Below are 24,716 nucleotides of genomic sequence, written 5' to 3'. Positions count from 1 at the left end.
ACAGGAGACGACGGGATGAATGACCAGGAACTCACTTACTTGACCCGTGCCATTGAGCTGGCTGAAGAAGCTCTTGATGCGGGCGATGAACCCTTTGGCAGCGTGCTGGTAAGTGCACAAGGGGATATTCTTGCCGAGGACCGTAACCGAATTGTCAGCGGTGACGTGACGCAGCATCCCGAGTTTACGCTGGCACGTTGGGCAGCACAGCACATGACGCCAGAGGCGCGCGCCAAGGCAACGGTGTATACCACGGGTGAGCACTGCGCCATGTGCGCAGCCGCGCATGGGTGGGCAGGGCTTGGTCGGATCGTTTATATCAGTTCATCTGAACAGTTAGGGCGTTGGCTAGATGACCTGGGCGTCGCCCCACCGGCGGTAGCCTCCTTCCCTATTCAGCACATTGTGCCAGGGCTTGAAGTAGCAGGCCCGTTAGCGGGGTGGGATGAAAAGGTCCATGCGCTGCACCAACGGCGCCATGCGGTTTAGCTAGCAGCAACAAAAGAGCCGCCCAGGCATTTGTCCAGGCGGCTTCAGGGTTTATCTATGTTGTACAATCAGTGCTTTAAAATCACATAAAACGCATGAATGATGCCGGGGATAAAGCCAAGCAGCGTCAGGATGGTGCTTTGCCAACAATAGCCTTTTAGGCCAACCTCTAAAATACACCTAACGGCGGTAGGATGATGGCAAACATCATCTTGACCGGATCCGTTGCTACCAACGCCACAACACCTCCTTTACTTATATGAATTGTTATCTGCGGCGTTATTTCTATCTTTAGTTAACGCTTTTTTTCAACATCCTTAACGATCATTTTTTTATCAGAAAAACGGGGAAGGGAATCCATGTATAAGTTACTACCGCCATCACTACTACTTGCAAGCTGCGCTGTTTCTGGCCCGCTTTGGGCACAAGCTGAGCCGGTATCTACCCAAGCGCTGCCCACCGTTGAAGTGAGTGCACCCCGTTTAGCACGTGAGCTGTATGCCACACCGGCTGCGGTTTCTATTCTGGATCGAGACGCCATTGCTCAGGGCCAGCAGCGTGTGCGGTTGGATGAGTCATTGGTACGCGTGCCGGGTGTGTTTGTCCAAAACCGGGATAATTTTGCCCAGGGCCAGCGTATTGCAATACGTGGCTTTGGTGCACGTGCGCCGTTTGGCGTGCGCGGTATTACGGTGATGGTTGATGGCATTCCTTATACCTTGCCCGATGGCCAGGCGCAGCTGGACGCCATTGATCTGGACAGCGCCGAGCGCATTGAGGTGATTCGTGGGCCTTCCTCGGTACTTTATGGCAATGCCGCCGGTGGGGTGATTGATGTGACGACCGCTGACGGGCGTGATAATCCAGGCACGCGGCTGCGAGTAGGGGTGGGCAGTGATGGGTATCGTAAAGCTGCCCTGCAAACCGGTGGCGCCCAAGGGGAGTGGTCACACCACGTCAGTTTTTCTGCCTTAAACGTGGATGGCTATCGCGATCAGAGCTCAACTGAAAAGTATTTGTTGAATGCCAAGCTACGCCGGGAGCTGGGTAGCGAGCGTGCGCTAACCGCGATTGTCAACTTGCTGGAAAACCCGCGCTCGGAAGATCCCGGTGCACTCAATGCTGGCGAAGTGGCTAGCGGGCGCCATCAGGCGGCACCCAATGCATTGGCGCTTGATTCACACCAAAAAGTCGACCAGCAGCTAGTCGGTTTGCAGTATGAAGATCTGGCCGCAGGCCCGGGTGAACTCTACCTTAAAGGGTTTATTGCGCGACGCGATTTTGAGCAGCAGTTGCCCTACGTGGGCGACAGCCGATTAGGGTATAAGCGTGATTACATGGGCGCCAGCGCTGAATACCATCATGATATTACTCTGGGCGAGCTACCGCTGAGCTATGTCGCGGGGGTTGATGTCGCGCGCCAGAGTGATGATCGCTTCCGCAATGATGTGAACGCCCAGGGCGCGGTAGGTGATCAAGTGGCGGATGAAACCCAAAAGGCCACGTCGGCGGGTGTTTTTGCTCAGGGCGATTTGGATATCACCGAGCAGGTAACGCTGTCGTTAGGCGCGCGGTTTGACCGTGTGGATTTGGATGTGGGTGACCAGTATTTTGACGATGGCGATCAAAGCGGTGAGCGTACCTTTAATGAGTGGAGCGGCTCTGCCGGGCTTAGCTACCGCTATCGTCCTCAGCATCAGGTGTATATCAATACCGGGACGGCCTTTGAAACGCCTACATTCGCTGAATTTGCTAACCCGGCAGGCGGCGGCTTTAATCCATCCATTGAGCCGCAAAAGGCCTGGAACCGTGAAGTGGGTATGCGCGGGTATATTGAGCCGCTAGCGATGGATTACGACGTTGCCTTGTTCTCGGTACGTGTGCGTGATGAGCTAGTGCCTTATGATGAGGGCGGGCGTACCTTCTATCAAAATGCGGGCGATACCAATCGGGACGGCCTGGAAGTAGCGCTGGGCTGGCAGCTTGCCGATCAGTGGCGGTTAGACAGTGCGTTGACGCTGGCGCGCTATGAGTTCGATCGGTTTTCCACGCCTGATGAGCGCTTTGATGGCAAGCGTATTCCCGGCTTGCCGGAGCAAACCTGGGTCAACCAGCTTACCTGGGAGAGCTCAGCGCACCGCTTTGCCACGCTTGAAACGCAATACACCGGCGATATGGTCGCTGATAACGCTAATGAAACGGATATAGATAGCTATTGGCTGGTGAACCTTCGCGTGGGGGATGGTTGGCAACTGGGAAGCGACTCACGTTTAAACGCTTATGTGGGCGTGCGTAACCTGCTTGATCAAGAGCACTATGCCAACGTTCGCTTGAACGGCACCTATGGTCGTTACTATGAACCGGCACCGGGGCGCAGCGTTTACGGTGGGGTAGAAATGCGCTTTTAAGCCCGAGGTTTCAAGCCTTCGGCTTTAATCGGCGAAGGCTTCGGTAATGGCCACTACACTGTAATGACAGCGGGCAGCCCAAGGGCTGCCCGCTGTGTTATGACGAGACGATGAGTAAACGCTTATTCAGGTAGTGCGTACCCGATAACGTAATCGCCCATTTTAGTTCCGAAGGTGCCGTGACCACCCGCCGTTACCACCACGTATTGACGGCCATCGGCGCCGGTATAAGTCATGGGGGTGGCCTGGCCACCGGCGGGCAAGCGTGCTTTAAAGAGCTCTTCGCCCGTGGTGATGTCGTAACCACGCAGATACTGGTCCAGCGTGCCCGACATAAAGACAACGCCGCTGGCGGTGGAGAGCGGGCCGCCTAGTGCCGGAACACCCACCGGCAAACCAATCGGCAAATCAAAGGGCATGCTGTCACGCGTAGTGCCGTTGCGGTGCTTCCACACGACCTCGGCATTTTGCAGATCGATACCCGCTACATCGCCCCAGGGCGGTGCCTGGCAGGGCAAATCAAATATCGACAGCAGCGGCCCTAGTTCAACGGCGTACGGGGCTCCTGCGTTTGGCTGTAGCCCTTGTTCGCTGGCAGACCCCTGGCCTTCTTCAACCTCATCACGAGGAATCAAGCGCGAGATAAATGCCAAGTACTTGGCCCCGGTGAAGAGCGCCTGGCGCTCAGGGTCAACCGCAACGCCGCCCCAGTTCATCACCCCGACGTTACCCGGGTAGATGATGCTGCCTTCAAGCGAGGGAGGCGTGTACTGGCCTTCATAGCGCAGTGAGTTGAATTGAATACGACACATCATTTGATCAAACGGTGATGCACCCCACATGTCGCGCTCGGTTAGCGGTGGGGGTAGCAGATTGAGTGCCGAACGCGGCTGAGTTTCTGCTGTCCAGTCGCCTTCAATGGCGCCTTGGGGCGCAGGGATTTCTTCAATCGGCACGATCGCTTCGCCGGTTTCCCGGTTAAGCACGTAAAGGCTGCCCTGCTTTGTTGGCTGGATCACCGCGGGTTGAACGCCGTCACTGGTCGCCAAATCAATCAGTACGGGTTGAGCGGGCATATCCATATCCCACAGGTCGTGATGAACGAACTGATAGACCCAAGCAACCTGGCCGGTTTCGAGTTCAAGCGCCACCAAGCCTGCGCTGTAGATTTCATCGTTTTCGGTACGGTCCGCGCCATACTGGTCGGGCGTTGCATTGCCCATTGGCAGGTACACCAGCCCCAGCGTTTCATCAACGCTAATGGGCGCCCATACGTTGGGCGAGTTGCGTGTGTAGGTTTCGTTATCGGCAAGCGGTTCTGTTTCTTCCGGGTTGCCGCTATCCCAGTTCCATACCAGCTCGCCAGTGCGCACATCAAAGGCGCGGATAACGCCTGACGGCTCATCGGTTGAGCTGTTATCCGTCACGTGGCCGCCCAAGATGACCAGGTTCTCGGTCACGGTGGCGGGGGAGGTTGAGTAGTAGCCGCCAGGGTTGAAGTCGCCGATGTTGCGGGTTAGATCAACTTCGCCGTTTACCCCAAACCCTTCACACGGCTCACCGGTGTCGGCATTCAGGGCGATCAGGCGGGCATCGGCGGTGGGCAGGTAAAGACGGCGCGGGCACATCACATCGGTTTGGCTAATAATTGCCGAGGGCGCATTGTCAGCATCACCTGCAGCGGTTTCTGTCAAACCACTAAGAATAGCAACGTCGATATCAAAGGCGCTGGCATCCGCAAAAAGTTCAGGCGCCTGAGCGCCTGCTTCGCTCGCATCATCTGTACCGCTGTCTGCGTAGTTGGCAGCATCGTAGTACGCAAGGCCTCGGCAGGTCATGTGCGCCCAGCCCGAGAAGTCGTCGGCGCCCTGGGTGCTAATTTGCGGGTCAAACTCCCACAGGGTTTCACCGGTTTCGGGAGAAAGCGCCATAGCGCGGCTGTGAGAGGTGCAGATATACAGGCTGTCGTTAACTTTTAACGGCGTATTCTGGTTGGTAATTTCGGGAGGAGCGTCGGGGCCCGCCTGGTCACCGGTCTGAATACGCCATACTTCTTCCAGTTGACCAATATTCTCTGGGGTGATTTGACTTAACGACGAGTAGTGCGTGCCAGCATTGGTACCGCCATAGGCGGGCCAGTCATCGCCTGCTACCTGGGCGGGGTTGACGCTCTCACTACCCGACGTGCTGTTATTGGCAAGCGTGCCATCAATGGTCGTGGGGTCATCAAATTGACTGGCGATAGCCACCACTATAGCGGCTGCAATGCTGGCGGTCAGCGCGAGACTGCCGCCTCGCGAACGAAGCGGCTTTCGCCACCAGGGAAGCAGCATAATGATGCCGATGAGCGCAAGGACGGCGACGCGGGGAACCAACTGCCACCAATCCAGGCCAACTTCCCACAGTGCCCAAAGCAGCGTCGCTATTAAAATTAGCGCATAAAGCCAAAGGGCAGCGCCCCTGCGCATAGCGAGTAAAATACCGGTGGCGGTAATGCCAATGCCAACTATCAAATAGTAGGCACTGCCGCCGAGGCTAATGAGTTTGCCGCCGCCTACCGCTAACGCCAGGCCTGCAACAATCAGTAAGAGGCCTAGCAGTAAGGCAGGCCATTTCCCGCGTGCTCGCGTATTTTCATCCATGAGTGTTCCCCCTGTTTATTACGATTGACAGCTTATTACGTTTGATAGCTGTTGATGGCTAGGCTTGGTACCGGCTCCGACGGGGTTTACCCATCAAACAGGTGACTGAGCTGCGCCGAAAGTACCAGTAATGGATGTGAACTGATCAAACGGCGTTTGATAGCGCATAAAAAAGCCACGCTATAAAGATAGCGTGGACATGGTGTGTTGCTACTATTTATTCATTCTAACACGGTGTTAGCGCTCTAGTGCCACTAGCATCTTGCCAGTATTACCACCTTTGAACAGCTCCAAAAATGCATCCGGTGTGCTCTCCAGGCCCTCTTTAACCGTTTCCTTGTAATCAATTTTACCCGCCGTTACCTGGGGAGCCACTTCCTTGAGGAACTCAGGGTAGTGATCCCAATGGTCTGCCACAATAAATCCTTGCATCTTCGCTTTGCGTACCACCATTTGAGACAGATTGCTGGGGCCTGGCGTGGGTTTTTCGGCGTTATAACTCCCGATCATGCCGCAGACTGCAATACGAGCGCCTTCATTTAGCTGGCTTAATGCGGCTTCCAGGCAAATGCCTCCCACATTTTCAAAATAAACGTCAATGCCTTCGGGGCTGGCCAGCTGTATCGCATCGCTTAACTCGTGAGCGCTGCGGTCGCGGTAGCTAACGGGCTCAACACCCAACGACTCAAGCCACGCAAGCTTATGCGCTGCACCTGCAATACCGACCACGTGACAACCCTTGGCCTTGGCAAGTTGCACCACTAGTGAGCCCACCGCACCGCTGGCAGCACTGACCAGCACATTGTCGCCAGGGCGGCACTCGGCAATGCGGTTAAGGCCGGTCCAGGCCGTCATGCCAGGCATGCCTAATACCCCAAGATACGCCTGTTCGGGTACATCAGCGTTGGGTAATGGATAAACGCCTGATGAAGAGAGCTGAGCGATATCGCGCCAGCCACCCATATGGCTAACAATATCGCCCTCTTTTAAGCGTTCATCGCTGGAGGCAATCACTTCGCCTATTGCGCCACCTTCCATCGGCTGACCCAGCCTGAACGGTGCGACATACGTATGTTGCCCGCTCATACGGCCGCGCATGTAGGGGTCTACCGAGAGCCAGCGGTTGCGAATACGCACTTCACCTAGGCTGAGATCAGGAAGTGATTGGGAGTCCAGGGTGAACAGTTCACGTTCGGGTAAGCCGTTGGGGTAATCGGTGAGGGTAAAGAAATGAGACTTCATGCATACCTCCAGTCACGTGAAAGCGTATTAACGTACTTGAAACAGACGTACTTGAAGCATAGAGATCATTACCTTGCGCGCAAGTTCGTTTTTTTTGAAGTCATTTAGGTGGTAAGCCAAGCATCTAAAACACCAGGCAAGAACAGGAGACAAAAAAAACAGGGCGCTCAAATGAGCGCCCTGTAGGATTCAGCGAATAACAGAAGTGATGTGTCGTTGAGCGGCTAAGGGGTACCACACACTTAGGGGGTGTGCTATCCGTTAATCCAGCAACGTTACCATAACCGGGGCTACTCCCTGGTTCAGCATGCCCAGTGTGCGTGCTGCTCGCTTGGATAGATCAATAATTCGCCCTTTTACAAAGGGGCCGCGGTCATTGATCAGCACTTCTACTTCTTGCCCTGTATCAGGGCGGGTTACCAGCACTTTCGTCCCAAACGGTAAGCTAGGATGAGCAGCGGTGAGTGCCTGCTGGTCAAACGCTTCTCCGCTGGCAGTGAGCGCGCCTTGAAAGCGATCACTGTAGTAGGAAGCAACGCCTTCCTGTGTATCTGTGTCGTTGGCAAACGCGCTATTTGCTGTCATGGCGATAAGCAGGACAGCTAAACAACTCGTTCGAAATAGTCGTGTAGGGGCTCCCATTGGAGTACCTCAGTTATTCGTATCGAGAGTCTCGCAAGCATCAATGAGGTGCCGGATAGGCGAAGGGATGGTAACGCGCTCTTTCAGAGTCAGCAAGCTTTAAGACGTTCGGTGCAATTGGCCCCAAAGTTACGTGTTTTTTGATGATCCCGTTATGACCTTGCATTTCAGGGGGTTAACGGGAGATATCGGAATATAAGTAAAACTCTTTTGGTACATTAAAATGATACCGCTCATTGAGCATTTTACTTACCATTACGTATTATTAATCCTGCTGAACGACCCATCCTTCCGTCATTGATCAAGGACGCCCTAATGGCTAAATCCTCTCCTTTTGCGCTAATCGTGGTTGCGGTAGGGGGAGCTGTTGTCGGCTTTTTAGCTGCACAGACGCTCTCTTCCGATGCATCTTCCTCTTCCTCGGTGGCGTCTCAAGCCGCCGAACAAACGCCAACTGCAGATGCACTGGCGGGGCTGGATAGCATTACGCTTGGCGAGCAACTGCGTGGGGAAATTACGGCCAGTGACCTGCTTAATGGCAATGATGGAAGCCGCTACGACCGCTACATGATGACGCTTGATGAGAGTGATCTGGTTGAGTTTAGTTTGCGCGGTGCCCTGAATGGCATCGTAGCGCTTTATGGTGACCAACTTCAGTTGTTGAGCGTAGCGCCTACTGCACGCCACCGTATTGAGCAAGCGGGCGATTACATGGTGGTGGTCAGCGGTGCTGATAGCAGCAGTTACGGCCCTTATACGCTGAACAGCCGAGTGGTTGAACTAAGCGATAGCACAGTATTGACCCTTGATGCTCCACTGGACAGCTGGTTGGATGGCACCATCAGTGAGTATACGCTGACCATCGAAGAAGCGGGCATGTATCAGTTGGAAATGCGTTCCGATGAGTTTGATGCGTATCTTGAGCTTAGCGGGCCAAATGGCTATTTCCGAGAGGACGACGATAGCGCGGGGAATTTGGATGCCCGAATTTCAGACTTCCTGGTGCCAGGTGACTACACCGTAACGGCGCGCACACCTTATGACGAAGGTGCTGGACTTTTCACGCTGACTGCAGAGTCGCGCGAGTTACCCGGCGATGGCGAGCTGCGCAACGACGGCAGCATTGTGCCCAACGACTCATTAAATGGTTTGTATAGCGGCCAGAATCTTAGCTATCAGGTTGAAATTGAAGAAGCGGGCATGTACCAGATTGACATGATGTCGGATGATATTGATGCTTACCTGGTGCTCGAAGGTCCTGATGGCTATTACCGTGAAAATGACGATGGCGGCGATAACCTGAATGCCCGTATTGCTGATTTTTTTGAGCCCGGTACTTATCAGTTAACGGCGCGTACTGCTTATGGCAGTGATAGCGGTTTGTTCAGAATTACCTTGGCACCGCAAGAGCTACCTGAAGGGGTCGAGCTGCGTAACAGCGGTGCAATCACGCTTGGTGAAACGTTAAACGGTTGGTATACCGGTGAGTCACTGGTGTACGGGCTTGAGCTAGCCGAAAGCTCATTAGTCACCATCGATATGCGCTCCAGCGACTTTGATGCTTATCTGGAACTTGAGGGCGAAGGTGTCGCTGTTAGTGATGACGATGGTGGTGCCGGTACCAATGCGCAACTGCAACAGCAATTGCTGCCGGGTACCTATACGGTCATTGCGCGTGGCTTTAGCACGGCGAGTAGCGGGTTGTTTGAACTTGACGTAACCGCTGAGCCGGCGCAAATGCAGCCCAATATGTAACTGATTACGCTATTTTAAGCTGTTGTTTCTCTCCTTGGTGGGCAAGGGCGCTTAAGTATGACTAGACTCAACTTGGCGCCCGACAAAATGCCTTACATGGAGATAAAATATGCTTCGTTGGAAAATGAGTGTATGTCCCGCTGCGGTTCTGCTGCTTAGTGTCTGCCAATCAGCTAATGCTGAAACGGCCGATACCAGCGCCCTCGCATACCAGCCATTGGATAAGCAGTATTCATCTCCTGATTGTCAGGATGAGCATTGTTCAAAGGTGAAGATCTCTGCATTAACGTTTCCTGATAACCCCGCATTAACAGAGCAGGTGCAAGAGCGTCTGCTTGCGCTTGCCTTGGGTATCACCGATGGCGACGACACGCCCGCTGACGACTGGGATCACTTCGCGGATGAGTTTTTTCATCGTGCTGAAGAGGACAATACCAGGCTGCCTCACCCGATGGCGAGTGAAGCACAGCTGAGTGCCAGCGTGTTTTCCCGTCAGAACGACCTTCTGGTGCTTGAACTTGATAGCTATGTGATTTATGCAGGCCAGGCCCACGGTTTACCATCCACGCAGTTCATGGTCATTGATGAGCGTTTGAATGAGGTGGTGACTCTCGATGATATGCTCATGGCTGGCGGTCAGGAGGGTTTTGATGAAGCGTTAGCCGAGGCGCATGAGCGCTGGATGAGTGAGCAGGATGTTGGTGAGGATTTTGCGTCCAGCTGGCCATTTACTGACAGCACCAACGTGGCACCGCTTGAAAAGGAGTGGATGGTAAAATACAACGTGTACGAAATTGCTCCCTATGTGATGGGGCAGCCTGAGTTAACGATCCCTGTTGAGGAATTAAAAGGGATTGTTGAGCCTCGTTATTTAGGCCAATGAGAATCGGTAAGGTAATTGGCTGTTTGGAGAAGTAAACAGCCCGTGCGGGGCAGGAGCTAATCAGTATCTCAATGCTCCTGCTCTGCTGCTTATTCATTAATTAATAAGCAGGCATGGGGATGGCGATGAGTCTCACCGGCCAGCGTTTAAACAGCCCACCACTACCAGCAGCGCCGCAGTGGGTAAGCGCCAATCCAGTACGCTAACGCCCGCAAGTACCAGCAAAAGGCCCGCTAAAATGGGCACGCCATAGGCAAGGCTGCCAACCAGGCTTGCATGCCCCCAGCGCAGGGCTTTATCCCAGGCTACCATGGCGATTCCGTAAGGCCCTAACCCCAACGCAACGCCCGCCAGTAGCGCTTCACTGCTGGGTAGAACCAGCTGGCCTTCCACTCCGATACTGGCAAGCGTCGCGATGGCGCAGGCAATCAGCAGCAGGCGAGGGAGAAGTGGCGTAATGCACACGGGTGCGGCCTGGCTTAACCATGAATAGAGTGCCCAGCAGCAGGCGGCAAGCAAGGCGAGCCCATAACCCAGCGTTGCTCCTCCCAAACCATTACTTAATGCCTGTGGCACGAGCAGAATGGCAGCCCCTGAAAAGGCAACCAGCGCCCCGGTAATACCGGCCAAGCGTATCCGACCAAAGCGGCTCCACTGGCTTAACAACACGAAAAGTACTGGCCAGGTGTACGTGATAAGCGCAGCCTCGGCCGCAGGCGCAAGGCGCATACCTATAAAGTAAGTGCTTACTGCGCCCAATATCAACAACGGAATACCTACCCAGATGCCTAACTGCCAGTTCAGGCTGCAGTGAGTGGTAGTAACGCGGCGGCTTAGCGGCAGTGTGGCAAATGCGCCAGCTAATAGTGTTAAAGCGGTTAGCTGCAGGGGCGAAGAAGTGTGAGCTCGTTCAGCAAGCAAGGGGGCCACGCTCCACAGGATGACAGCCACTAACGCGGCGCCAACGCTATACCAACGAGGAAACACAATAGGGGAGTGTGTACGTTGCATGAATGATCTCCTTGCCTGGAACATATGCAATGCAGCATACTCGCCAATAACACATCACAATATCAATCTTTTATGATTGTTTTAATCAATTATGGTGATATATGCGGGCGCCAACGTTAGACCTCACGTTGCTACGTACGCTAGTAGCGATTGCCGATACCGGTAGCGTCACGGCGGCGGCTAAACGGCTGGATTACACGCAGTCCACGGTGAGTATGCAGCTTCAGCGTCTGGAGGCTCAGCTGTCGCTCAGCCTGCATGAACGCGATGGGCGACGTATCCGGTTTACACCTGACGGTGAGCGATTACTTACTCACGCTCGGCGTATTCTAGCGCTTAATGACGAAGCATGGGGCGATATGCAGGCCCAGCAGGTAACCGGGGATCTGACGCTGGGAATTCCAGAAGATTACGCATCGCTGTTGCCATCGGTATTTGCTTACTTTCACCAGCTTTATCCAGCGGTGGGGCTAAAGGTTATTTGCGGAACAAGCGCCCACTTGGTTGACCAGGTAAAAGCTGCTGAGCTTGATTTAGCCCTGGTGACGCGCCAACGTAATTCGCCCGGAGGCGATGTTATCCGCCGTGAGCCGCTGGTCTGGGCGGTGGGGGTTAACCAACAGCCGTTACTCAGCGACCCTATCCCGCTGGCGCTTTACTCGCCAGGCGCCGACGTGTTTCGGGAAGTCGCCGAGCAGGCGCTGCATGGCGCCGGGCGTAACTGGCGGGTGGCGTATACCAGCCAGTCGATGGCGGGGTTGGCACCGATTGTCATTGCCGGGCTTGCCGTTGTCGTGGTGACACGCAGCATGTTGACACCTTCACTGCGCCCGCTGGATGAAAGTAGCGGCCTGCCCGCCTTGCCCATGATCGAGCTGGCGCTGCACCGTGCGCCTCATCGGCCATCCGAGCCAGCTCGGCGCTTGGGCGAGTTGATTCGTGAACAGCTAGCGGCCCCCAGTGAGGCGCTATAAGATCAAGTGTAAAGCGTTGAATGATTAATCGACTTAATATAGCTAGACTAAACGCCATATAACGTTGCTGCCAGGAGTGCTCAATGCACGAATTGGATCACTACATTTATCCACACCGGGTGCTGCATTGGCTGGTGGCCGTCGCCGTGCTACTTGCTCTGGCCAGTGGCTTAACCATCGGAACGATAGGGTATGAACGCACGGTGGCGCTGGTAGGCAACATGCTCACTAATCTGCTTTATACCAGTCATAAGACACTGGGTTTAACGATTTTACTGCTAATGACACTGCGCATTATTACTCGCGTGGCGTTTGTCGTGCCTGACCACGACCCGCCCTTGAATGCGTTTGAGCGTATTGTCAGTACGAGCGTGCATCACCTGCTTTATTTGGCGTTGGTGATGATGCCGCTGCTGGGTTGGGTTGCGACCGCCAGCGGTGGGTATCCGGTTGAGTTTTTTCAGTGGCACCTGCCTGCGCTGATCAGTGAACGCCCAGCGCTTTCTGACCAGCTCTACACATGGCATGGACGTCTTGGCTGGGCCATTGTGGTGTTAATCGTTTTGCACGTGGCGGGAGCGTTATTTCATTGGCGGGTAAAGCGCGATAATGTCACCAAACGTATGAGCCTATTCGACTAGGTTTCAAACGACTGGGTTTCAAGCGACCAGGTTTCAAGCCCAAACCCTCGCAGGGAGCGATGATATATGGGCCTACAGATCGCTTTCATTATCGGTTTGGCCGCCGTGCATATCTTTGCCAGCAGGCTTCGAAAGCTAAGTGCTGTACCTCGCAGCGCTTGGCTTTCATTAGCAGGTGGCGTCTCGGTTGCTTATGTCTTTATTCATATATTTCCTGCCCTTCGCGATGCCCACGAAACCATTAACGCCCATGGGCTGCTGAAGGTGCTGGAGCATAATGCCTATATCGTGGCGCTCATTGGGTTGGCGGTATTTTATGGGCTTGAGCAAGCCGCGACAAAGCACTCACATAAAGGTCAGCAGGATGAGTCGGTTAATTTTCAAAAGCTGAAAGGCGTTTTTTGGATACATATTGGCTCTTTTTCGCTTTATAACGCGCTTATCGGCTACTTACTGGTTTATCGCAATAATGAGCTTCCCGCCATTATCTTTTTCTTTCTGGCGATGAGCGCGCACTTTCTGGTCAACGACCATGGCTTGGTGCGCCATCACCGGGATGTCTACTTAAGCAAGGGCCGTTGGGTGCTGGCTACGGCGGTGGTTGTCGGCTGGCTACTGGGGTTAACGGTAGATGTCTCTGAACCCATTGTCAGCCTGCTTTATGCGTTCGTGGCCGGTGGTATTGTGCTTAACGTGTTGAAAGAGGAGTTGCCGGAAGACCGCCATAGCCGCTTTTGGCCCTTCGCGTTAGGCGCGCTTATCAGTACCGTGCTGCTAGTGTTTTCGTAGATTCTTGCGTCGATCTGTAGGTGCTCATTTACTATTTGGCTCATTGGCCGTTTGGTCGCTGCGTATGAACGCCTCATTTGCAAATGAAAATCACTTTGCGCATTGACTTGACGAGGTAGTCCGTCACAATTTGCTGCCTATCTTTCTGTCAGGAAGCGCTAATGGAGTTGTTGCAGGTTGTCTTTCGTCATTACCGCTGGCCATTTCTAGGGGCCATTGGGTTAAGCCTTTTAAGCGCGGGCCTCGGGGTTGGCGTCATTGCCTTTATTAATCAGCGCTTGATTGAAGTTGGCAGCCCGCTTTCAGCGCTGCCCCAGTTTTTGGGTTTGCTATTTGTGTTGCTCGTTGTGACGCTGGGGACCCAGTTAGCGATTACCCTGCTGGGGCACTACTTTGTGTATGACCTGCGCACAAGGCTTGTGAAGCGCATTCTTGACACTGATATCGAGCGGCTTGAGCAGTTGGGTAATGCCACGCTGCTGGCGAGTCTTTCAAGTGATGTGCGTAATATCACCATTGGTTTTGTGCGCCTGCCTGAGCTTGTGCAGGGTGCCGTGTTGGCACTTGCTTCGGTCGCCTATTTGGCGTGGCTTTCACCGAAAATGGTGGTCATTACCGTGATATGGATTGCGGCCACGATGGGGGTGGGCTGGGTGCTGATTTCGAAGGTATATCGGCACTTTAGCCTGGTGCGTGAAAGCGAAGATCGTCTCTACAAAGATTACCAATCCGCCATTGAAGGGCGCAAAGAGTTAGCGCTCAACCGTGACCGGGCTCAGCGCTTCTTTGATGCCACCTTCACCCGCAACGCGCGTGAGTACCGCTACCATATTATTCGCGCGGATACGTATCATCTAAGTGCGGGGAACTGGTCCAACATTATGATGCTGGGAGCCATTGGCGTGGTGTTTTTCATGGCCAATGGGCTGGGCTGGGCGACACCTGCCGTTGCCGCTACCTTTGCATTGACGTTACTGTTCTTACGCACGCCTTTAATTCAAGCCATCGGCGCCTGGCCCACCTTGATCAGCGCACAGGTCGCGTTTGATAAGCTGGCAAGTTTGGAGCTTGCCGAGTATCAGCCGGGCTTTGCGGTTGATGACGCCTTTGCTGCCTGGCAGCGCCTTGAGCTTGTGGATGTGACTTATCACTATCCTGGCAGTGAGCAGGGCGAAGGGTTTCACGTTGGCCCCGTTAACCTGACGCTTGAGCGCGGCGAGCAGGTATTTTTGATTGGCGGTAACGGCAGCGGAAAATCCACCCTGGCGCGTTTGTTAACCGGCTTGTATCAGCCGCAAAGCGGGCATATCAAGGTGGATGGACAGACGCTCACACAGGCGCAGTGGCAAGGGTTTCGAGCGCGATTTGCCAGTGTGTTTACCGACTTTCATCAGTTTGACCTGACAATGGGGCCGGACGGGAAAAATGCCGACCCTGTGCTGGTAGCGACCTGGCTTGAGCGGTTACAAATGCAGCAAAAGCTGAAGTGGGAGGATAATCGGGTCATTAATACCCAGCTTTCCCAAGGGCAGCGCAAGCGCTTGGCACTGTTACTGGCGATTGCTGAAGAGCGGGATATTTTACTACTTGATGAGTGGGCCGCCGACCAGGACCCTCAGTTCAGGCGGTTGTTCTACCGAGAACTATTGCCGCACCTGCGTGATATGGGCAAAACGGTGTTTGCGATCAGCCACGATGATAGCTACTTCGTGCATGCCGACCGTTTATTGGAAATGACCCAGGGGCAGCTAAGAGAATTAACCGGCGCGCAGCGCGATCTGGCAAGCCAGGATGCGGTCACTCAGATTAACAGTTGATGTTAAAAATCTGAAGTTAGAGATCTGAAGTTAAAAAATATACAGTTAGACAGCCGTTAGGTGGCTCGTTTGCGGGCCACTCGGTCACACCCTTCCAGCGGGCAATTGCTGCACACGCTGAACTCATCCAGTAAATAGCGCAGGCAGCAAAGCTTGCGTACTTGCTTCACCTCATCGCTGCCCTTGGGCGTATACGTGCGTACCGGCTCAAAGAGCGGATTGCGCTGGCCATCAATATGGCGTGATTCCAGCAGCGCTCGGGCAGCACTAAGCGCCGCCTGGTTCACTTCCGGGTGTTCGGCAAGTACCTTCACATAGTAATCCAGATAGCCACCGGCGTTGCTCCAGAACACGCGGGGGGCTGCGCCTGAAATGGCGGACAAGCGTTCAATAAGTGGCGCCCAGTGCTGGGTAATCAATTTGGCAAAACGTTCGCTGGTATCCTGAGCGTCCATCAACGCGCCTTCATGGGGCAGCCAAAGCTGTGTTGTACAGCCTTCATCATTCAAAATGACGTGTACGTCATCCAGCTCTACCGGTAGATCACGGTTAAGAAGTAGGTGAGAAGCGAGGGTAGGCACGGTAAGTGCGCTGAAATGCCACTTCGACCACAGCGACGTAATGGCGCGCTTGTCGCCACCCGGGTAGCGAGCAGCGTAGCGCTCCAGGTCCTGTTCCAGCAGTGCTGTATTACGCCAGCGCGAAGCCTTTACTGCACTGGCCGGTGGCGTGCCGCCAATCAAGGGCGGGGTAAGCAGCACAAGTGCGCCCTGATAGCAGTCAGCGAGCGAGGGCAAGGTACAGGCAGAGTGGGTCAGGGCTAGCGGTGGCATAACAAAACTCCCGACATGAACTTGTAAAAGTTCAAGCACACTTGCGCAAACAGTAACGATGTGGCGTTAGCGCAGGTTGAAAGTGAAGGAGTCAGCTTAATCGATAATGCTTATCAGTTGAAGTGTTAGTTGCGAATCAGTGCGTTTTACAAAAGCGCGTTTATTGAGCGACCGCGATATTATGCTCGCCGTTAGGGTGTTGCATGACCTGCATGGGCAACCCATAAATAGCTTCCAGGGTGCTATTACTCATCATGTCACCTGGCGTGCCGTGAGCGAGCAAGCGGCCGCTGTGTAGGGCCATCAGCTCGTCGCAGTAGCGCGAAGCCATATTAATATCGTGCAGAACGATAATAACCCCCAGGCCGAGCTCATCGCAGAGCTTGCGAATGAGTGCGAGGACTTCCATCTGGTGGGCAATATCCAGCGCGGCCAGCGGCTCATCAAGCAGCAAAAAGCGGCTACCCTGTGCCAATAGCATGGCAAGCCAAACGCGTTGGCGCTCACCTCCAGAAAGCGTATCGACCAAGCGGTCGGCAAACGCTTCGGTATGGGTGAGCGTGATGGCTCGGTCAATCGCGTCTTTATCTTTCTGGTTATGACGGCCCAGTAGGCCGTGCCACGGGTAGCGGCCAAAAGCGACCAATTCTCGGCCGGTTAAATTTTCGGCGCTGGGCAAATGCTGGGGAAGATAGGCCACCTGGCGCGCAAATTCTCGGTTGCCCCAGGCACTGAGCGAGCGTTGGTCAAAATAGATCTCGCCCTGGCTTACCGGCTGCTGCTGGGCCAGTAGCTTGATCAGAGTCGATTTTCCCGAGCCGTTATGACCAATCAGGCCGTAGACCTTGCCTTGCTGGAAGGTATGCTCAATGGGCTGTAAAAGGGGCTTGCCGTTGATCGCAAAGGTAGCGCCTTTGACCTCGAACATGGAGGACTCCTGGCCGTCAGAAGGTGATTACGAAAACCCGATTGTATCGTTAATGGTTATCATTTAGTAGCGCTGCTCCAGCGCTTCGCACAAACGGCTGTCTATCACGAAAGCGGGCCGGCCATCCGGGAAAGCACACCGTCCTTGAACACCGTACGGTGTATAAGTGCCATTATCACGTGCCCAGTCACCAGCGCTAAAAGCAGCCAGGCGAGCGGACTATGTAATGCGTTGGCTGTCGCTATCATCCATGGGATCTCGCGCTCGGCTGCATTGAAAAGCGGTAGGCCGTAGACATCCAACGCACCGCCTCTGCCGTACTGGCGCAAGATGGCAAGCGTGGGTAGCGCGATCAACAGTGCATACAACGTGACATGCCCGCCATGCGCTAGCGCACCCCTTATCCCAGGCGCATACGAAGGACGCTGCTGACGATTTAGCCATGCCCAGCCCGCACGCAGTAACGTCATCACTAAAAGTATAACGCCCAACGAGCCGTGAGGGCCGACGCTTGATAGCAGCAAGGTGAGGGACGTTTCGCCAAACCCGCGCCACGCCAGCACAACGCTGAACTGAAGCAATACGATAGCGGCCGTTAACCAGTGCAGAGTGCGGCTTATGATGCCGTAGCGCGTAGCGCTGTCCCGCCAGAAGAAGGAGGAACTTGTTAAAGCAGCAGGGGAGGCTATGTCGGCCATTATTATCGTTCTCGATTCAATAACTGTTTTGATGGTGCGCTGTTACAGCCCTGCAGAGCGGCACTAACGAGGGCATCAATTGTAGTGCTAATCGTTATCATTTAAAATCACGCGCTTATATTCACCCATGACTGATTAAAAAGCCAAGGCGCTTAAATGACCGTGCTGCCTATCGCGTCCACCACACAAGCGTGGACGATTATCCGAGATACCCCGCCATGCTAGATGCAGCCGCCCTTCAAAAAGTGTGCCGTCTGTCGCCTGCCAAGGCCGTTTGGTTACTTAGCCTACCGTTGCTGGTGCTGTTCGGCATTAGCCTTCATGTTCAGGGCGGTATTGTTTCCGGGTTTCAGGTACTGCTGGCGCCTTCGTTTGGAAATACCCATGAGGTATTACTCTATTATGCCTGGTGGCCACGGGTGTGCGTGGCATTGCTGGCTGGCGGCGGTTTGGCGCTGGCGGGTGTGTTGATGCAGCAGGTGCTGCGAAACCCGCTGGCATCACCCACTACGCTTGGGGTGGCATCGGGTGCTAACCTGGCGTTGCTGGCTACCACGTTGATGGCGCCAGGGCTGCTGGTCATCGGACGTGAGTGGGTGGCGTTAATCGGTGGCGGTTTAGCCGTTGGGCTAGTGTTTGCGCTGACCTGGCGGCGTGGGCTAGCGCCTGTGGTCGTGGTATTGGCTGGGTTGGTGGTTAATCTATATTTGGGCGCACTTTCGACCGCGCTGTTGCTGTTCAACCATGAGACGCTGGCGGGGCTATTGATTTGGGGGGCGGGGTCGCTTGCCCAGAACGGCTGGAGTGGGGTAGCTACCTTATGGCCCCACTTGGCCATCAGTGCTGTGGCTGCAGGGCTGTTGTTACGCCCACTAGCCGTGTTGGAACTTGACGATGCCAGCGCCAAAAGCCTGGGTATCTCGCTTAAATATCTGCGTTTTGCTGGGCTCGGGCTTGCAGTATTTATTACCGGCAGCGTGGTCAGCGTTGTCGGTATTATTGGCTTTATTGGCTTGGCGGCACCCAATATTGTGCGCATGGCCGGGGCACGCCGGTTAGGCAGCCGCATACTCTGGTCGACGCTGCTGGGCGCGGTACTGCTGGCGACCACGGATCTTCTACTACAGCGCTTTTCGGGCATGCTGACGACGCTGGTTCCCACCGGCGCTATTACCGGCGCGCTGGGTGCACCGCTGCTTTTATGGCTCATTCCTCGGCTGAAGCTTCAGGGGGACAGGCCTCCGCAACCCCCGGGGATGCTGGTAAGCCGTCATCCAACGCCGTACCGCTTGGCGATGGGGCTTTTAATCGCGTTATCAATGGCAGTATGCCTGGGACTGCTGTCAGGCCAGGGCGCTAACGGCTGGGAGTGGATTAGTCCGGCCCACTGGCAGGTGATGGAGTGGCGCCTGCCCCGAGTCATCGCCGCGGCAGCCAGTGGCTTGATGTTAGCCATCGCCGGAACAGTGCTTCAACGCCTTTCCGCTAACCCTATGGCGAGTCCCGAAGTGCTGGGTATCAGTGGGGGCTGCGCGATTGCTTTGATCCTGGGCATTTACGTGCTGCCTGCACCGAGCAATGCAGCGCTGATCGGCATTGGGACCCTGGGGGCATTGACCACACTGGCCGTGCTAGTGATCTTGAATCGCCGTAGTGGCTTTGTGCCTGAGCGGCTGTTGCTTAGCGGCGTTGCAATTGGCGCACTGTTTGATGCAGTGCGTAGCGTGCTGCTGGCGGGCGGCGACCCGCGAGGGCAGCAGGTTATTGCCTGGCTGGCAGGCTCTACGTATTACGTGGATGTGACCAGTGCGGTGGTGGTGGGAAGCATCGCCGCTGTGTTGGCAGTGATAACCCTTCCTTTTACCCGCTGGCTCGATATCCTGCCGTTGGGCGCGCCGATGGCTCAAGCGCTGGGTGTGTCCCTGAACCGAGCGCGGTTGGGGCTGTTGCTGCTGGTGGCACTGTTAACCGCGTGTGCCACGCTGGTCGTCGGGCCGCTCTCGTTTATCGGCCTGCTGGCACCGCACATGGCGCGTTTGGTGGGTTTTTCCCGCGCTCGGCAGCAACTGGTTGGCGCCGCATTGATCGGAATGTTGCTCATGGTGCTGGCCGACTGGGTCGGCCGCCAGATTATGTTTCCGTATGAGATTCCCGCAGGCCTTGTTGCCTCGTTGATTGGCGGCGCCTACTTTATGTGGGGCCTGCGGCGTTTATGAGGCTTACGCGCTTAAGCGTTACGCCTAAGGGTGTTGATTGAAGTAAGCGGCCATCACGTCGAGTACCTTTTCGATATCGGCATCATTGATATCACGGTGCACGACAAGACGCGTGGCGTATAAAAGCTCAATTAAAATATCGTGCTGTTTAAGCCATGTTGAAAGAGGCTGAAGGTGCTCTTCCGAAATGTGTACAAACAGCATGTTGGTGGCTTGAGACGTCACCTCTATACCCGGAAGCAGGGCCAGGCCTTCGGCCAGGCGTGCTGCGCGGCGATGGTCGTCGGCCAGGTCCTGAATATTGTGATCTAACGCATACTGGCAGGCGGCGGCTATGATTCCTGCCTGGCGCATACCGCCTCCCGCTACCTTGCGCCAGCGGCGGGCACGCTCGATGAAGTCCCGTGGACCTATCAACGCCGAGCCGATCGGTGCACCCATCCCTTTTGAGAAGCACAGTGAAACGCTATCAAAGGGGCGGCATAGCTGCTCAAGCGGCACTTGGCTTGCAACGGCTGCATTAAAAAGCCGCGCGCCGTCCAGATGCGTTGCCAAACCTCGTGAACGGGCAAACTCGGTGGCTTGATGAACGTAGGTTTCGGGCAGCACTTTACCGGCGATGGTATTTTCCAACGCCAAGAGACGCGTGCGGGCAAAGTGAACATCATCGGCTTTAATCGCTGCGCTGATTTTTTCTAAGGGCAGGCTGCCATCACTGGCATTTTCAATTGGTTGTGGCTGAATACTACCCAACACCGCAGCGCCGCCCCCTTCATAGCGATAGGTGTGGGCTGACTGCCCAACGATATACTCATCACCCCGCTCACAATGCGCCATCAGACCCACCAGGTTGCTCTGGGTGCCGCTTGGAAACAGCAGTGCCGCCTGCTTGCCGGTTAAGGTGGCAAGGTGCTCCTGAAACGCATTGACCGTTGGATCATCGCCCCAGACATCATCCCCAACAGGCGCACTCATCATGGCTTCTAGCATGGCGGCATCGGGTCGGGTGACCGTGTCACTGCGTAAATCGATCATAAAGATTTCCTTTATAAATAAGTGATTTCTACGTTAACCCACTAGTGTTAAAGCTACCGATAAAAGCGTTGCAAAGGGAACATGATGGATCTTAAAAGCGGCTATCCGTTTTGGACAGTAAAGAACGGTCTGTTGGCTACTTTCCCACAGCTAACCCACGACCATCAATGCGAGGTGGCCGTCATCGGCGGTGGCATAACCGGGGCGCTGATTGCCAATGAACTAAGCCAGCATGGCCATCACGTGGTGGTGGTTGAGCGTCGCGATATAGGCTGGGGAAGCACGGCCGCCAGTACCGCACTGCTGCAGTATGAAATTGATACCCATATGACCGAGCTTGCCCAGCGTTACGGTGAAGCAAACGCGGTGCTTGCCTACCGGGCGTGTGCAGAATCAATTTTTGAGCTTGAAGCCTTGGCGCTTGAACTGGAGGATGTGGAGTTTGAGCGCCAGCAAAGCCTCTATTATGCAAGCAGTGGGGAAGACGTAGCGTCGTTGAAAGAGGAACTTTGGCTGCGTCAGAAACATGGTTTTAAGGCCAAGTGGCTTGAGCGGGCAACGCTTTTGGAACGCTACGGCTTTGATGCGCCAGGCGCTATTTTAACCGAGCTTGCCGCACGCATGGACCCTTATCGAATGGTCTATCAGCTGTTTGGCAAGATAGCCACACAGGGCAGCGAGGTATACGACCGTACCCAGGTGGAACGCATGACCCAGCACGGTGAGCATATAGCGCTTACGTTGACGAACGGTGCAACGCTCAACTGCCAGCAGGTCGTGGTGGCCGCAGGCTATGAGTCTCAAGCGTGGCTGCCTGAGCCGGTGGCTAAAAACCGGAGCAGCTATGCATTCGTTACCGACCCGCTAACGCCTGACATGCTGGGCGAGCTTAAACATACCCTCGTCTGGGAGTCTGCGCGGCCCTATCTTTACCTGCGCACGACTCAGGAGGGAAGGCTGCTGGTCGGCGGTGATGATGATGAGCAGGATATTCCCAAGCGTCGCGATGAACGAGTACTGGAAAAAGCCGAGGGGTTGGCAGACAAGGTCAAGACGCTCTGGCCGTCGTTAACGATTAATCCTACCTTTAGTTGGGCGGGCACGTTTGCCGAAACATGCGATGGGCTGCCTTATTTTGGTCCTCATGATTCCCATGGGCCAAACGTGCACTTTGCCATGGCGTACGGCGGAAACGGCATTAGTTACAGCATGATAGGGGCCAAGCTACTGCGCGCTTTAATTGAAGGAAAGCCGCATCCGCTGGCAGAGTTATTTTCGTTTAAACGCCATATTTAAGCCACGTAACGGGCTATGTGATATTACCACCCCACATTGTCGTTACACGATGAGATCAGCGCCCATGAACCACTTGCTATTTTTACGTGCCCTTGAGCGTGGCGACCTGCGCTTTGTGCATGAACTTAATAATAATCAAAGTATTATGTCGTACTGGTTTGAGGAGCCCTACGAATCATTTGATGAGCTGGAGGAGCTTTATAACAAACATATCCATGATAATGCCGAGCGACGGTTTGTAGCGGAAGACAGCACCGGAACGGCGATTGGCTTGGTGGAACTGATTGAAATTGACTACATCCATCGCAGTGCAGAGTTCCAAATCATTATCACTCCGGACCATCAGGGAAAAGGGTTTGCACGTTCGCTGATCCGCCAGGCCCTACACTACTCGTTTACCATCCTGAACCTTCATAAGGTGTTTCTCATCGTCGCAGTGGAGAACGTTAAGGCGATTCATCTTTATGAAGAGAGTGGGTTCATCGAAGAAGGACATCTGGTTCAGGAGTTCTTTATCAACGGCAAATACCGAGACGTAAAGCGGATGTATATCCTGCAGGAGGCTTATTTAGCAGCGCTTGAAAGTGACGCTACCTAGCAGTTGATTGATGGTTTGAATGGCGTACTCAGGTACAAAAATAACGCCTCCAAGGGGAGGCGTTGATAGGGGGTAAACAGCCGCGGGCTTTAGTAATCACAAAGATAAGCGGCAAAGGCATCAAACGCTGCGCGCTGCGCAAGCGCGTGCTGTGCCCATACTTCCATAATGTCCGCATTAGTGGCCGGGTACTGAGTCATTGAGTGTTGCATAGCATGCACTCCTGTTAGCAGGGGAGTTAACAACGGTTCTTGTTATGAGGATTTTTGGTTGTGCGTCGCAGCATTGGCTGCGGCGGAGGATAGTAGGCGCTTTTGAGGGTTGATGCTAGTCCTAACGTTGTAGGTAAAAGACGATGGGCTGTAAGTAATGGCTTACAGATTGAGTAGGTGAGTGCTTACATTGTTGAATGAAAAAGGTTTTCACAAACAATATAAAAAAAGCCTCAGGGTGCCAGGAGTTGGATGTTTTTTAGCCGTTCGCTGGTGAACTGACGTGTAACCCCAAAGCTAAAGCCCATGGTCACATGTCTGGTTTTAAAGCTCCGTCATCGCCCCTTCGTTAGCGCTTTCTCCTCGAGTAGCTCGCAGCCTCCCACTAAGTGCTGTCTAGGCTAACGCATGAGCTTGCACTGTTATTATTGGGTCTGTTGGTTAGCTGTGGGTCAACGGTTTGTTTCCACTGGTTAAAGTGTATTTTCGTAATTCTTGCAGGTGCCAAGAGCGCTAGCACTTTGGTCGCAGCATAGTGGTTTTTTTCTTGCAGGGCATGTTCTCGTTGATTACCTTTTATATTGTATGATGTATTACGAGTGTTGAGTGGCTACGGTTTTAACTCATTACCAATTGGCTTGGGCATACATGAGGGCGTTTCAGTGACGTTTTCCAAACAAGAAGTAGTCAAAGCAATAGGCGGTGGTTTGCTGTCATTCCCTATCACTGATTTCGATGCGAACGGACAGTTTGACGAGCAAAGCTACCGTGAGCGTTTGACGTGGTTTATCCGTCATGATATTTCCGCTGTTTTTGTAGCAGGCGGTACGGGTGAGTTCTTTAATTTAACCTTGGAAGAGTATCGGCAGATTGTCCGTGTGGCCGTAGAGGTCGTTGATGGTAAATTGCCGGTGATCGCAAGTGCTGGATTAAGCGTAAAAGCGGGTAAGGAGTTTGCCACTGCTGCTGAAGAGGCCGGTGCAGACGGTATTTTGCTGATGCCGCCTTACCTAACAGAGTGCCCGCAGGATGGATTGGTCGAGTATGCTCGACAAATCTGTGATGCCACGAACATCAACATTATCTACTACAACCGTGGTAACGGCATTCTAAATGCCGGATCTGTCCAGGCGCTTGCGGATGCTTGCCCGAACCTTATCGGCCTCAAGGATGGTAAGGGCGATATTCAAGCACTAAACAAGATCATTAAAACGGTAGGGGATCGCCTTGTGTATGTAGGCGGTGTGCCCACAGCTGAGATTTTTGCAGAAGCGTACCTCTCCATTGGTGTGAATACCTACTCTTCTGCGGTGTTTAACTTCGTTCCGGATATGGCAGTAACGTTTTACAAAGCGTTACGCCAAGGGGACAAGGATACGGTTAAGAATATTACTACGGGCTTCTTTATTCCCTTTATTGATCTGCGTGATCAAAAATCCGGTTATGCAGTTAGCTTGATTAAAGAAGGCGCGAATATTATCGGCCGTCCGGCTGGTAGCGTCCGCGCACCTTTAACCATGCCGACCCCTGAGCAACGCCAGCAGTTAGAACGCCTAGTAGGTGTAGCACGCTCTTACTAAATGCTGGAAAAAAACCACCTGTAATAA

The 24,716-nt window shown here is 54.1% G+C and carries 21 protein-coding genes and 1 pseudogene; 12 read left to right on the top strand and 10 right to left on the bottom strand.

Translation table 11 applies throughout. The features are described from left to right. The first annotated feature begins 15 nt into the window (after positions 1–15). The gene (locus tag ACT3TJ_RS07990) at positions 16–489 is read left to right on the top strand and encodes a nucleoside deaminase (RefSeq protein WP_087108178.1); all 474 of its coding nucleotides are present in this window, start codon (positions 16–18) and stop codon (positions 487–489) included. A gap of 68 nt (positions 490–557) precedes the next feature. On the opposite strand, the pseudogene ACT3TJ_RS07985 reads toward ACT3TJ_RS07990, so the two are convergent. Continuing rightward, positions 558–700 (bottom strand): annotated as a pseudogene (locus tag ACT3TJ_RS07985) (YqaE/Pmp3 family membrane protein). 148 nt (positions 701–848) lie between these two features. Here ACT3TJ_RS07985 and ACT3TJ_RS07980 point away from each other — a divergent pair. Then, positions 849–2,897 (top strand): TonB-dependent receptor family protein, encoded by a 2,049-nt coding sequence (locus tag ACT3TJ_RS07980; protein ID WP_444622111.1) that lies wholly within the window; start codon positions 849–851, stop codon positions 2,895–2,897. A gap of 122 nt (positions 2,898–3,019) precedes the next feature. Here ACT3TJ_RS07980 and ACT3TJ_RS07975 read toward each other — a convergent pair whose 3' ends face one another. The 3 genes from ACT3TJ_RS07975 to ACT3TJ_RS07965 all read right to left on the bottom strand — a co-directional run bounded on the left by ACT3TJ_RS07975 (position 3,020) and on the right by ACT3TJ_RS07965 (position 7,366). Beyond that, positions 3,020–5,539 (bottom strand): glucose/quinate/shikimate family membrane-bound PQQ-dependent dehydrogenase, encoded by a 2,520-nt coding sequence (locus ACT3TJ_RS07975; RefSeq protein WP_444622110.1) that lies wholly within the window; start codon positions 5,537–5,539, stop codon positions 3,020–3,022. Positions 5,540–5,776: 237 nt separating this feature from the next. Continuing rightward, complete coding sequence (locus ACT3TJ_RS07970) at positions 5,777–6,781, bottom strand: NADP-dependent oxidoreductase (RefSeq protein WP_444622109.1); 1,005 nt, start codon at positions 6,779–6,781, stop codon at positions 5,777–5,779. A gap of 261 nt (positions 6,782–7,042) precedes the next feature. Further along, positions 7,043–7,366: a septal ring lytic transglycosylase RlpA family protein gene (locus ACT3TJ_RS07965; protein WP_406565430.1), complete on the bottom strand. Its 324-nt coding sequence runs from the start codon at positions 7,364–7,366 to the stop codon at positions 7,043–7,045. A gap of 372 nt (positions 7,367–7,738) precedes the next feature. On the opposite strand from ACT3TJ_RS07965, the gene ACT3TJ_RS07960 reads away from it, so the two are divergent. Further along, a complete protein-coding gene (locus ACT3TJ_RS07960; RefSeq protein WP_444622107.1) occupies positions 7,739–9,178 on the top strand; it encodes a hypothetical protein in 1,440 nt (479 codons plus the stop codon). Positions 9,179–9,287: 109 nt separating this feature from the next. Further along, a complete protein-coding gene (locus ACT3TJ_RS07955) occupies positions 9,288–10,061 on the top strand; it encodes an RsiV family protein (RefSeq protein WP_444622106.1) in 774 nt (257 codons plus the stop codon). Positions 10,062–10,193: 132 nt separating this feature from the next. Here the strand turns inward: ACT3TJ_RS07955 and ACT3TJ_RS07950 are convergent, their stop codons facing one another. Next, on the bottom strand, positions 10,194–11,072 hold the full coding sequence (locus ACT3TJ_RS07950; RefSeq protein WP_444622105.1) for a DMT family transporter: 879 nt from the start codon (positions 11,070–11,072) through the stop codon (positions 10,194–10,196). Positions 11,073–11,173: 101 nt separating this feature from the next. Here ACT3TJ_RS07950 and ACT3TJ_RS07945 point away from each other — a divergent pair, with 101 nt between their 5' ends. From ACT3TJ_RS07945 to ACT3TJ_RS07930, 4 genes are all read left to right on the top strand, one after another. Next, on the top strand, positions 11,174–12,046 hold the full coding sequence (locus tag ACT3TJ_RS07945) for a LysR substrate-binding domain-containing protein (RefSeq protein WP_087108193.1): 873 nt from the start codon (positions 11,174–11,176) through the stop codon (positions 12,044–12,046). Between the two features lie 83 nt (positions 12,047–12,129). Continuing rightward, the gene (locus ACT3TJ_RS07940) at positions 12,130–12,687 is read left to right on the top strand and encodes a cytochrome b (protein WP_444622104.1); all 558 of its coding nucleotides are present in this window, start codon (positions 12,130–12,132) and stop codon (positions 12,685–12,687) included. A gap of 66 nt (positions 12,688–12,753) precedes the next feature. After that, positions 12,754–13,476, top strand: coding sequence for a hypothetical protein (locus ACT3TJ_RS07935; protein WP_444622103.1), 723 nt, complete (start codon positions 12,754–12,756; stop codon positions 13,474–13,476). A gap of 161 nt (positions 13,477–13,637) precedes the next feature. Next, positions 13,638–15,293, top strand: coding sequence for a multidrug ABC transporter permease/ATP-binding protein (locus ACT3TJ_RS07930; protein ID WP_444622102.1), 1,656 nt, complete (start codon positions 13,638–13,640; stop codon positions 15,291–15,293). Positions 15,294–15,349: 56 nt separating this feature from the next. On the opposite strand, the gene fhuF is transcribed toward ACT3TJ_RS07930, so the two are convergent. The 3 genes from fhuF to ACT3TJ_RS07915 form a co-directional block, all read right to left on the bottom strand. Then, entirely contained in the window at positions 15,350–16,126 is a 777-nt protein-coding gene (gene fhuF / locus ACT3TJ_RS07925; protein ID WP_444622101.1) for a siderophore-iron reductase FhuF, read from the bottom strand. Positions 16,127–16,286: 160 nt separating this feature from the next. After that, entirely contained in the window at positions 16,287–17,054 is a 768-nt protein-coding gene (locus ACT3TJ_RS07920) for an ATP-binding cassette domain-containing protein (protein WP_441679088.1), read from the bottom strand. Positions 17,055–17,158: 104 nt separating this feature from the next. Beyond that, positions 17,159–17,752: a cytochrome b gene (locus tag ACT3TJ_RS07915; protein WP_444622100.1), complete on the bottom strand. Its 594-nt coding sequence runs from the start codon at positions 17,750–17,752 to the stop codon at positions 17,159–17,161. Between the two features lie 218 nt (positions 17,753–17,970). Here ACT3TJ_RS07915 and fhuB point away from each other — a divergent pair, with 218 nt between their 5' ends. After that, positions 17,971–19,968 (top strand): Fe(3+)-hydroxamate ABC transporter permease FhuB, encoded by a 1,998-nt coding sequence (fhuB, locus tag ACT3TJ_RS07910; RefSeq protein ID WP_444622099.1) that lies wholly within the window; start codon positions 17,971–17,973, stop codon positions 19,966–19,968. 24 nt (positions 19,969–19,992) lie between these two features. On the opposite strand, the gene ltaE is transcribed toward fhuB, so the two are convergent. Further along, positions 19,993–21,003, bottom strand: coding sequence for a low-specificity L-threonine aldolase (gene ltaE, locus ACT3TJ_RS07905; protein ID WP_444622098.1), 1,011 nt, complete (start codon positions 21,001–21,003; stop codon positions 19,993–19,995). A gap of 81 nt (positions 21,004–21,084) precedes the next feature. On the opposite strand from ltaE, the gene ACT3TJ_RS07900 reads away from it, so the two are divergent. Next, positions 21,085–22,299, top strand: a complete 1,215-nt coding sequence (locus ACT3TJ_RS07900) for an NAD(P)/FAD-dependent oxidoreductase (RefSeq protein ID WP_444624384.1) — start codon at positions 21,085–21,087, stop codon at positions 22,297–22,299. A gap of 64 nt (positions 22,300–22,363) precedes the next feature. Next, positions 22,364–22,897, top strand: coding sequence for a spermidine N1-acetyltransferase (gene speG, locus ACT3TJ_RS07895; protein ID WP_172118084.1), 534 nt, complete (start codon positions 22,364–22,366; stop codon positions 22,895–22,897). A gap of 89 nt (positions 22,898–22,986) precedes the next feature. On the opposite strand, the gene ACT3TJ_RS07890 is transcribed toward speG, so the two are convergent. Next, positions 22,987–23,109 (bottom strand): hypothetical protein, encoded by a 123-nt coding sequence (locus ACT3TJ_RS07890; protein ID WP_264757783.1) that lies wholly within the window; start codon positions 23,107–23,109, stop codon positions 22,987–22,989. Between the two features lie 662 nt (positions 23,110–23,771). Between ACT3TJ_RS07890 and kdgD the strand changes: the two genes are divergently transcribed. Beyond that, positions 23,772–24,689 (top strand): 5-dehydro-4-deoxyglucarate dehydratase, encoded by a 918-nt coding sequence (gene kdgD / locus ACT3TJ_RS07885; RefSeq protein ID WP_441678550.1) that lies wholly within the window; start codon positions 23,772–23,774, stop codon positions 24,687–24,689. The last annotated feature ends 27 nt before the right edge of the window (positions 24,690–24,716 follow it).

Source organism: Halomonas sp. AOP30-A1-24, assembly GCF_052378165.1.
Classification (GTDB): domain Bacteria; phylum Pseudomonadota; class Gammaproteobacteria; order Pseudomonadales; family Halomonadaceae; genus Vreelandella; species Vreelandella citrativorans.
This window is presented reverse-complemented; position numbering and strand designations above follow the sequence as displayed.